Below are 10978 nucleotides of genomic sequence, written 5' to 3'. Positions count from 1 at the left end.
TACAGAAAGATTCCAAGAAAAACTTCACGGCCTTTCCCCGATAGAATATCGGGAAAAGGCCGTGGCATAATACTCTTTTTATTACTGTCTACTTGACAGGGAGATGACCAGACTCTCTTTTTCTATGTAGAAAAGAAGAGGCATGTTTTATAATGATGAATACATATAGAGAAATTAAAGAGGAAATGAAAAAAGTCTATTTATCTCGAAATTGTTGTTTTGTAGGTTACAGTGGGGAAAAGATAGTCCGTTGACACTATTATGTAATACAATTGCTGAGATTCTGCTAGAGAACCGTACAAAACCTATTGATATCTTGGCTTCCTAGGTTGGAGTAGAAACACTTCTATGATGGCTGATATCTCACTGACATTACAAAATATCTAGGCTAATACAGATAAATAAGCAGCTAATCGCTTGTTTATACACTTCTAAACCTCTCATGATAACAGTAATTAAGAGCCTTGCTTAATAAGACGAACCATGAATTTATTTCGCATCTGCTGCGTCAAGATACGTTTATTCAACCCTGCTCGTTTCACTTCAAGTGGAATCATCTTTTGTGTAGCAACCTCATACAAAGCCTTTTGATCATCTTTTTCGTACACCCAACTATATGTTCCATGATTAAAATTAAATGCCACAAATAGGGATTATCTGTATACTTTCTAGCTCTTAAAGGTTCCGAAATAGTTTTATAGTACTTGTAGATAATTTTCGTATAATCCTTTTATAATGATATATCTATTTATGCCATTCTCACCACGAACCACTAAGGTATTTCTAACAAACTGTATATGGCTCATATTAGGCGATACAAGCTCTTGTAAGGACAACCCATAGTTTACTACTAAATCTATTATAAAAGCGTTTCTATCCATAATAAGAGGGCGATATTTAACTTATCCTTCTGTTAATCCTTTTGTTGAAAGTATAGTTTGTTTTAATAATTTTTTTCTGCTTCGATTATAAAATCCTTATCACTTAGTGATTGATCAGGAATTAAGGAGAGGTGAAAACCATATACTGAAGTTTAGACATGTTCAATTTATTTAAGAACCGCCATATTCTGTGTCTTGTTTTCTAGCTCATAGAAATACTCCTAATAATTTTCTTTAGATAGTTCACTCCATGATTTGATATGTTGTTTTTTATTTTCAATGAAAAAAAGACAAATCTCGTCCTAATAAGGATTCGTAGATTTGTCCTTTTACATGGGAGTAATGATATGTTTAATTACCATTTTTATAACGGATTTTACAAATATTTTCAATTAGGTCTGACATCTTATTAACAATCTTATTAACAATCATATTAGTAATAATAAAATCTATTATAAATATATATCTTATATATTAAAAAGAAATAAAGACAAAACTTTTATAGGCTATCAAAAATGGGGAAGAGATCTACTCTCACAAGGAAAAATTTAATATTAGAACGTAAAAAATCATAAATAGTAGAAAATGTATCCCTAGATTTAATAATTATTAGAATTTCAATTCTACAAAAAAGCAGAAAGAAAATTATATATTTCTACATAAAATCGGAAAAAAATTGATACAAATCATATTATATTTATTCAACCTTTAAAATAGAGTGTTTTTTCTTTATTTTGGTAAATAGGGAAGTATCCGGGTTTTGTTTATCCACATTTTGTTCAGAGAATGTAGCTATTTGTTCACATTACACAGTATTTACACATAACTCACATTATTATTGATGATTTTTATTAGATAAATTCAATAGCACTAGTATTCCCAACAATATTAGTAAAATAGTATTCACATTTGATCATATTTGTCCTCATATCTACTATTTTTATTAATATCCTTCTGATTTTTTGTAGATATAAAATTGGATATTTTACTACACGTAAAGAATACTTAATGTGTAGTGTGGAGATTCTACTATAGGTAGAAGAGGATTTATATATAAATACATAACTAGAAGGACTCCATTTTACATGAAGTCCTTCTAGTTATGTATTTATAAATAGATTAGTAAAAAAAGGGCGGAATAAACCAAACACGAATAGCCCTCCACTTTCGATTTTTTCAAAAATAGAGAGCTTGTTGCTATTATTTTATTTCCATTGCGGTTAGCATCTGATCTGGAGCTGTTATTGTTACACCGGCACGTACTAAACGTTCGAAGGTACGCATAAATTCTAGTAAATTAAACTGCTTTGGTAGCTCAATAACACGAAGTTTTTCTTGTGGCAGCTTATCAATTGCCTCGATAAACCATTCACGTACATCACTTGGAATCGTGCGTTCTTTATGGCCACGAACTTTTAGTTTTTCACGCATTTCAATTTCTAAAGCGATATATGCATGAAGATTAACGCCCTGATCATATGCATATTTTCTAAATAACGTTTCTTCCTGGTACTTTAAATAATTAAGGTGATAAGATTCTTCCGTCACTGGTACCGCAAACTTCTGCTTCAGTAGTGCATGTACATTTCTAAACATCTTCTTAATGTTATGAAGAGAGTACATAGAATAATGTAGACCAAAATTAAAGACAGCGTGCTCACGGTCACTATTTCTCTCTTTTGGTATGTGCTGCGCAATAAGAGGGTAGAGACCTTCTTTCGCTGCTGTATCAAGAATTTGATATTGAGATGTCTGATGCAATAATTTTTTCAATGTATATACAATTTTCGTTGGATATCCTTCTTTTCGATCAACCATATCACGAAGCCCACGAATGACACTGCGAATTTGACGATGACAAGTATGCTTTAAGACATGAATGAACTTATTCATGTCTGCAGACAGTTCACCGATATTCATTTCTTGTAGAAGTGATTCAATGAATTTCGCTTTACGAGCATAGGTAGCTCTTGGTGTAAACGGATCCCTGTATTGTTCTTCTCCAGATTCTTTCGTACATAAAAAGTCTGAATGGATAGACAGATATAATGTCGTATATCGTTTTGTATGCTTTACACCTTTTTGCATTTTGCAAATTTTGAATAGGGGACTACCCGTACATGGTAATGTAATTGTTAATTCATCGATAACCGCACGGATTTGATGCGGATATTTTTTATGTAAGAAACGATACATCCCGCCGAAGTGGGTTTTATTGCCTCTTTCGTCATACTTATCTAATGAACGCTTTAACGTTATTTCTGTATGTTGTTGCATTGCGATATCTAAGAATAGCTTCTTAGCCGCTACAGATAGCTTAAAGAAAGCCTTTGTAAATACAACAGGACTAATATATACATACGGATTAGCTTTTTCTGCTTCCTCATTCAGAAAATGAGTGAGTTTAATTGTGTAACGGCCATCAATTTCATTTTCAATGGAGATAATGTTATGTAAGCTTAACTTTTTCAAAGCGATATAGAATTGAGAGTGTTGGATATAAGCAAATTCTTCTTTATATTGTTTGTAATCTTCCCACATCATATGTATGGTTACATTGGGAATGACACCATTAGTAAAGCATTTCTTATGTATATATAAGAACACTTCGAGATCAGCATTCGTAATGCCGTATAATTTATGCTTTCTTCCCGTTTTTTCTGCAAGTGCAGACATTGCGCGACGTGAAAAAGATGGTTTGGCTCTTCCGACAAATCCATCCACATCAGCAATACGATCTTCGTATGTCATGTGCTGTAGAATATCTTCTAAATAAGTATCTTTATAACTGTAGTACTTCTCCTCAAATGCTTCCACAAGCTTTTGCCAAGATTTGAGTGTTACTAAAACTGCGTTTGTTGTTTGCCCATTTAAGCTCCGTTGATTACGTATCACAAATGATTTCCCCATCTTTTTCACCTCCGTTCTACAAATTCAGAAATATATGTAAAAATACTATAAAATATACCAATTATGATTATAGCAAATCGAATTTTGTAAAAATGTGCCCTTTAAGAGAGAATTTCAAAAAAGGCAACACCTTATGGGCCTTAGAGCGACAAGGGATAGAGAAAATTGTTATTTTTATTTTTGGTACGCGACTTGGGAAGGAATGTTGCTCTTTTCTTGTATGATGCTATTTAATGAGAAAAGGAGAAATCCTTTAATATCAATACTTTATTGATAATTCAATTGATTTTTGGTACGCAACTTGGGAAAGGTGTTGCTCCTTTTTCAGGAAAATGGGTACGCGACTTGGGAAAGAATTTTTGTGTAATATATAAATTGCTTGTGATTTAACATCTTAGATCACCTGATATAACAGCATTTATGGCTGATTTCACTAATAAGATAGGTACGCGACTTGGGAAAAATGTTGCTTCTTTAGAAAAATAAGTACGCAAGATGGGAAGAATGTTGCTTCTTTTTTACATGAAATTAAATAATTTAAATGTTTGGTGTTGCTTCTTTAGAGAAATAAGTACGCAACACGGGAAAAATGTTGCTTATTCTAGTGAAATAGTACGTGAGTTGAGAATGGTGTTGCTTCTTTAGAACTAAGGGTACGCAAGATGAGAAAGGTGTTGCATGTTTTACTTCCATTTAGTGAAAAGGGTTTTACAAACTAATAAAAACTAAGTGTATTGTTGCTATTACAAATACGAAAGTTAATTCTTGAATATTAGTTTCCATTTATTTAATATTGTTTTATTTTGGAGTCTACCAATGTTTATCCTTATGAACTTAATATTTTATAAAGACATTATCAAATATGTTCAAAATAAAGATTGGGTTAGCATCATTTCAGATATTTCAATGTCCTTATTGATAGTAATACTAGGAACGGTACTATATACAATTTTATATTTAGTAATTTCAAAACCCAAAAATACAATAATTATAAAGGTAAAACCAAACACATTTTGAACACTATAATCTCCAGGATCGTCAAAACGAAGAAGTAAACAAAAAGAGACTATTGGAATTATAAATAAGCAAAAGAAGCCTAAAAACCAGGTTCTTTTGCTTATTTTCCAATGTAAACTTTTCATTATTAGTTTATATTCAAATCCCCTTAATTATTAACTTCTCTCCGAACCCCCTGATATCCTCAATTCATATAATAAAAGTATACATTGAAAACACTGTAAATAAAGAGTTCACAGTCCCTTATACGTTTAATCATTCTCTCTCTCTTTCATCTAAAATCTGCTCAAAACGAAATTTTAAATAAACTAATTTAGTCCATCTATTTCTAGCAAAAGTTAAAATGTTAAAAATATAAGGAAACAAAATTGAAATTAAAATTATTAATAGTACAAATCCCCACATTTCTCTTGAAAGAGAAGCCGAGGCTATAAAAGCACTAAATAAAATCGTCACATACATAATAATTAATGGTTGTATTCTATGTATGCTATCTTTTTACGACATTAAAATATATTAGAATTAACATGGTATAAATGATTAGTAGCAATTGATATAATTGTATTAGAAGCAATTAGGAGGATTATTAGTGGAGAAGTTAAAAGTACTATTTCAAAACACCTTATATATAGCTTACCCTCTTTTAACTGGAGTTGAGGGAAGTGAAAAGGTTTTAAATAAATGGCAACAATTCTATCAAGATGTAGAAAGAGATCTACAGGAAATTTACAACTCAAATTATTCATCACAGACTTTCGAAAGGCTAGTAAAATGGGTCTCTAAAAAGGAAGCTTTAGGATTATCAGCGATAGACATTCTTCCAAAACTAGAAAATCATAGGGAAGAAATTTTTGAATGTCTAAGAGATGACTTATATATGGAGTTTGGAATTAAACTGCCTATTATCGTAAAAGAATTACCTTTACATTCAGAGGCTAAGAGTGATTATATAGAACGAAGTAATGCAGGGTTTATGTACCATTTATCAGACACTATTGCTAAGAATAAGTTTACAGATGACCAAGATAAGAATGTACGGATTGCTCAATTACAGGATAAACAAAATAGTCTAGTGGTAGTATCGTCACACGATGATGGTGATATGAAATTACAAAGGGAAGAATTAAAAAGATGGAATACACTGATTGATTCTACTTTTTTAACAAGAGTAATGGATGATTTGACGGCGGACTGCCTCGATATTGTAACTGAACTTTGGGTAAAGAGTGCGGAAAATGATAAGACTATTGTGCCTGTACATTACGAACAAGTATTAAATATGTGTAATATGAAACAAATCAAAAATGGTAAGGCTTATTATCGAAAAGAAGACAGATTAAAGATTATGGAGCGATTAGCTGCTCTTGCTAGTATTTTTATTTATGTCAATGAAGATAATGAGATCGTGATATTAAATGAAGAAGATCCAAATGAAAGCCTAGCTTATAAAAAGCAAAGAATTCGAAGGTTATTTGTAATGGATGAAATTATCATTGCAAAAGATATTGATACGGATAAAACATTAGGAATAGAGAGTATGCACGTTACACCAGGAAGCTTTTTATCAAAATATCTCTATGGCTCTGAAAAGCTAACAGGTTTATTATCAAAAAAAGCCCTAGAGTATAACAGCAAGCAACAGAGATATCACAAAAGATTAACCAGATATCTAAGTTGGCGTTGGCGCATTCAACAATCCTATCAACATTTAACACATTCTTATAGTATTGGTGGTCCTAAAGGGTTATTACAAGTAATGGAGATAAGCATGAATAGAAAACCAAGTCTAATAAGACAAGTTTTTGAAAAGACTTTAGATGACCTTATGAGCGACCAAGTAATTCAAGAGTGGAAATACTCTCCCGAGATTGATGAAGAAAAATGTAAGGGAAAAAACTGGTTTGAAAACTACTGGTTAAAATTAAAAGTAAGCATTTCTCCTACAAATGAACTTGTTAAATTACAACAAGAGTTGATTACTAAGAAAAGTAAGCAGCACGCACCATTGGTCATTAAGATGGAAGAAAAGCCACCGGTAATTGAAGAGAAGCCAATAAGTATAGTAAATCAAGAAACCCCTAATAGTATTGAGTTTTATATTGAAAAGATGAACACGTATAAAGAGAAGAATAATAAAAGTATTCGTGAGTTAGCGAAAGAAATAGATATTTCGTATTCAACACTTTCAAGGATGTTATCCGGTAAAAGAAAACGATTAAATGATGATACGAAAAATAAGCTAGATAAGTGGATAGAAAGACAAGTAGTAGTTAATCTGCTGTAAACGATGTTTTAAAAATAAATATATATAAACAAAAGGACTTAATCAAAGTAATAATTGATATTATCCTCTTTAGGTAGACAGTGTAAAAAAGACCATGTACACACATTGATGTTACACTATTACTTGGAGAGGATTTTTTAACATGACTAAAAAAGGTTCAACATTAAATAAACATTCGGAATGATTGATTTTATCAACTATTCCAATTTAATTAAAGGTAATAGAGCCTGAAAAAATAAGCATAAGATTTGCATGAATAATTTTCAAAATAAGTGTAATATGAACCATAAGTTTTCTGGAACAGCAAACTTATGGTTCTTTTTGTTTGCGGCAAAGTTATGCTCCTGGATTTGAAGGATATTTTTAATATCGTTTTTTAAATAAAGTGAAATTGCTTATAAAAGGGGCATAATGTTTTGAATAAAGTCTCGACGTTTTAAAAAAATTGCGATGTTTTGTCCCTTGGGATCTGTTTATCTAAAGGAATATTTTTATAGTTCCCAAAAAATCTGAACGGAAAGACCGATTAAGGAATTGTTGAGTAGCAATAAAGTTATTTCATTTTTAGAATCAGTTCCTTATTTCTGAGAAAAAACTTCGTCACTATATTATCTAGATTAATTTGGTTGTATTCTCCAGTTCGAACAAACTTTAAAAAATAGTTGTAATTCATCTTGAATTGAAAGATGGATAAAAAACATCATCTTTTCTAGTTAAATTTTAGAAATAACAACTTTTTTACAATTGGGGAAGTAAAAACTCTTAAGTTGATAGGAATGTATGGTGACTGCCTTGTATGTTATTCAAGGATAGTACTTTATATGAGTATGCAATTGTACATATTCATATAAAGTACATAATACATAAAATCCCATAAAATTATAGTAATAACATTTTTTTATATGATATTTATTAAGATTCAATGATACCAACAAATTTTATGTTTAATTATAGTAGTAAAATTATTTCACTTCATGAAGTGATAATAGTATAAAAACTTTTTAAATATAATTAGAAAAAAACAAAACATTTAATGTCAGAAAAATCAAACATTAGATATACAATTTTCTAGTTTACTTATGAAAAACATAGTGATTAAAATGGGGGGGAAGTAAGGACCTTATATTCTATCAAAAACAAATAAAAAACGAGATGCAATTACTCTTTAGTAAAAAATTCTATCTTCAAGTGTGTATGAAGAAATTCTAACGTTAGATTTTACAGCATATACGATTAAAATCGTAAAAAATAATAGTAAAGAGGTGTACGGAATGAAGGGCAAAATTATGGCAGGATTTTTAATAACATCAATTGTTACCGGGGCGACTATTCCTATCAATACTCTCGCAACGCCAATTGTTCAGGCAGAAACAAAACAAGATAATATAGATATTTCCTCAGCATTACGAAAATTAGGTGCACACTCCAAGTTAACACAAACCTTTATCGATGGAGCTTTAGCAAATCCGAATATACAACTTGAAGAAGTTCCATCTTTAAATACAACTCAATTTCTAATTAAACAAGATATGAAAGAGTGGTCATCCGAACTTTATCCTAAATTAATTCTATTAAATTCAAAAAGTAAAGGATTTGTAACTAAATTTAATAGTTATTATCCAACATTAAAAGGATTTGTAGATAATAAGGAAGATAAAGAAGGGTTTACAGATAGACTGGAAGTCCTTCAAGACATGACCATAACAAACCAAGAAAGTGTGCAACGTCAAATTAATGAGTTAACAGATCTAAAACTACAGGTAGATAAGAAGTTGAAAAATCTTGATACTGATGTGACAAAAGCACAGAGTGTCCTTAATTCAGAGGGAACAGGAAAAATAGATAAGTTAAAAAATGAAATACTAAATACAAAAAAATCAATTCAAAATGATTTACAGCAAATAGCGTTATTACCAGGAGCTTTAAATGAACAAGGACTAAAGGTATTCCAAGAAATTTATAGTCTATCAAAAGATATCATTGAACCGGCAGCTCAAACAGCAGTAGCAGCGTATAACAAAGGAAAAGAAATAAACAATGCCATTGTAGACGCAGAGAAGAAAGCAGAGCAAGAAGCAAAAGAAAAGGGAAAATCAGCTATAGAAATTGAGGCTGCCAAAAAAGAAGCACGTGAAGCGATAGAGAAAAGTAAAAAAGGCGAAATTGCTGCAGCTGCAGTTACAAAAACAAAAGAGTATGATCTTATGAAAGTAATTGATCCTGAAAAAATTAAAAAAACATATAATACTTTTGCTGAAATTAATAAACTAACAGCAGAGCAACGTGCATATTTAAACGATTTAGAGAAACAAAATCAGAAATTATATGACTTAACAACTAAATTAACAGTAGCAGATTTACAAAAATCAATGATTCTTTTCATGCAAAATGATTTGCATACATTTGCTAATCAAGTAGATGGAGAAATTGAGCTAATGAAACGTTACAAAGAGGATTTGGATCTAATAAATAATAGTATTACAAAATTATCGACTGAAGTTGATACCAATAACACTCAGTCTCAAAAAGATACATTAAGACGATTAAAAAGTGTAACAGCTCAACTCGAAGAACAAGTTTATAAATTTTGATATTAAGAAATTAGGTTTAATAAAAATATTATAACGCAACTGAAAATAAGGAGGAGAATCAAATGATGAAATTTCCATTTAAGGTTATAACTTTAGCCACTTTAGCAACGATTATAACTGCTACGAATGGTAGTACTATTCATGCACTTGCACAAGAACAGACAGCTCAGGAACAGAAAATAGAAAATTATGCGTTAGGACCTGAAGGATTAAAGAAAGCATTGGCTGAAACAGGCTCTCATATTCTTGTAATGGATTTGTACGCAAAAACTATGATTAAGCAACCGAATGTAAATTTATCCAACATTGATTTAGGTTCAGGAGGAGGAGAATTAATCAAAAATATTCACCTGAATCAGGAACTGTCACGAATCAATGCAAATTACTGGTTAGATACAGCGAAGCCAAACATTCAAAAAACAGCACGTAATATTGTAAATTATGATGAGCAATTTCAAAACTATTACGATACATTAGTAGACACTGTAAAAAAGAAAGATAAGGTGAGCCTCAAAGAAGGAATAGGGGATTTAATCGATACAATTCATACAAATTCAAATGATGTTACGGAAGTCATTAAGATGTTAGAGGCTTTTAAAACAAAGTTGTATACAAATACTGTAGATTTTAAAAATAATGTTGGTGGTCCCGATGGACAGGGCGGATTGACGGCTATATTAGCGGGAAAACAAGCACTAGTCCCACAACTTCAGGCCGAAATTGAGAATTTACGTTCTACACAGAAATCACATTTTGATAATGTATTAGCCTGGTCAATTGGTGGTGGATTAGGAGCTGCTATTTTAGTTATTGGAACGATTGCAGGAGCGGTAGTAATTGTTGTGACGGGTGGTACAGCTACACCAGCTGTTGTTGGTGGTCTTACAGCTCTAGGAGCCGCTAGTATCGGTTTAGGAACAGCAGCTGGTGTCGAGGCATCTAATCATATGAATTCTTATAATGAAATTTCGAATAAAATCGGAGAATTAAGTATGAAAGCTGATCTGGCTAATCAAGCGGTTATTTCACTTACTAATACCAAGGACACTTTAACATATTTGTATCAGACAGTGGACCAAGCAATCATGTCTCTAACAAGTATTCAGCAACAATGGAATAAAATGGGGGCTAATTATAAAGATTTATATGATAATATCGATCAAATGCAAGAACATAAACTTTCGTTAATACCTGACGATTTAAAAACTGCTAAACAAAGTTGGAATGATATTCATAAGGACGCAGAATTCATTTCAAAAGATATTGCTTTTAAACAAGAAAAAACAAACTAAAAA

Annotated in this window: 5 protein-coding genes and 2 pseudogenes; 5 read left to right on the top strand and 2 right to left on the bottom strand. The window is 31.2% G+C overall.

The genetic code is table 11. The annotated features are described in order from the left end of the window. On the top strand, positions 1–70 hold a 70-nt coding region (locus tag MR143_RS33600), incomplete at its 5' end, for an IS3 family transposase (protein WP_325782447.1). An 82-nt stretch (positions 71–152) separates the two neighbouring features. Continuing rightward, positions 153–325 (top strand): annotated as a pseudogene (locus MR143_RS33595) (phosphoadenosine phosphosulfate reductase family protein); the annotation flags it as partial. A gap of 136 nt (positions 326–461) precedes the next feature. Here MR143_RS33595 and MR143_RS29615 read toward each other — a convergent pair. Next, a pseudogene (locus tag MR143_RS29615) lies at positions 462–1144 on the bottom strand (integrase); the annotation flags it as partial. Positions 1145–2081: 937 nt separating this feature from the next. Continuing rightward, complete coding sequence (locus MR143_RS29610) at positions 2082–3791, bottom strand: hypothetical protein (RefSeq protein WP_242281226.1); 1710 nt, start codon at positions 3789–3791, stop codon at positions 2082–2084. Positions 3792–5397: 1606 nt separating this feature from the next. Here MR143_RS29610 and MR143_RS29605 point away from each other — a divergent pair. The 3 genes from MR143_RS29605 (at position 5398) to hblD (ending at position 10975) form a co-directional block, all read left to right on the top strand. Then, complete coding sequence (locus MR143_RS29605) at positions 5398–7092, top strand: helix-turn-helix domain-containing protein (RefSeq protein ID WP_242281225.1); 1695 nt, start codon at positions 5398–5400, stop codon at positions 7090–7092. Between the two features lie 1271 nt (positions 7093–8363). Further along, positions 8364–9683, top strand: coding sequence for a hemolysin BL lytic component L2 (gene hblC, locus MR143_RS29600; protein ID WP_242281224.1), 1320 nt, complete (start codon positions 8364–8366; stop codon positions 9681–9683). A gap of 62 nt (positions 9684–9745) precedes the next feature. After that, positions 9746–10975 carry a hemolysin BL lytic component L1 gene (hblD, locus tag MR143_RS29595; RefSeq protein WP_242281223.1) on the top strand — a complete coding sequence of 410 codons (1230 nt, stop codon included), beginning with the start codon at positions 9746–9748 and terminating at the stop codon, positions 10973–10975. Positions 10976–10978: the final 3 nt, after the last annotated feature.

Origin of the sequence: Bacillus cereus group sp. BfR-BA-01347 (genome assembly GCF_022663835.1) — a bacterium.
Lineage (GTDB): Bacteria > Bacillota > Bacilli > Bacillales > Bacillaceae_G > Bacillus_A > Bacillus_A thuringiensis_K.
The sequence above is the reverse complement of the archived record's forward strand: the minus strand, read 5'-3'. Positions and strand labels throughout refer to the sequence as shown.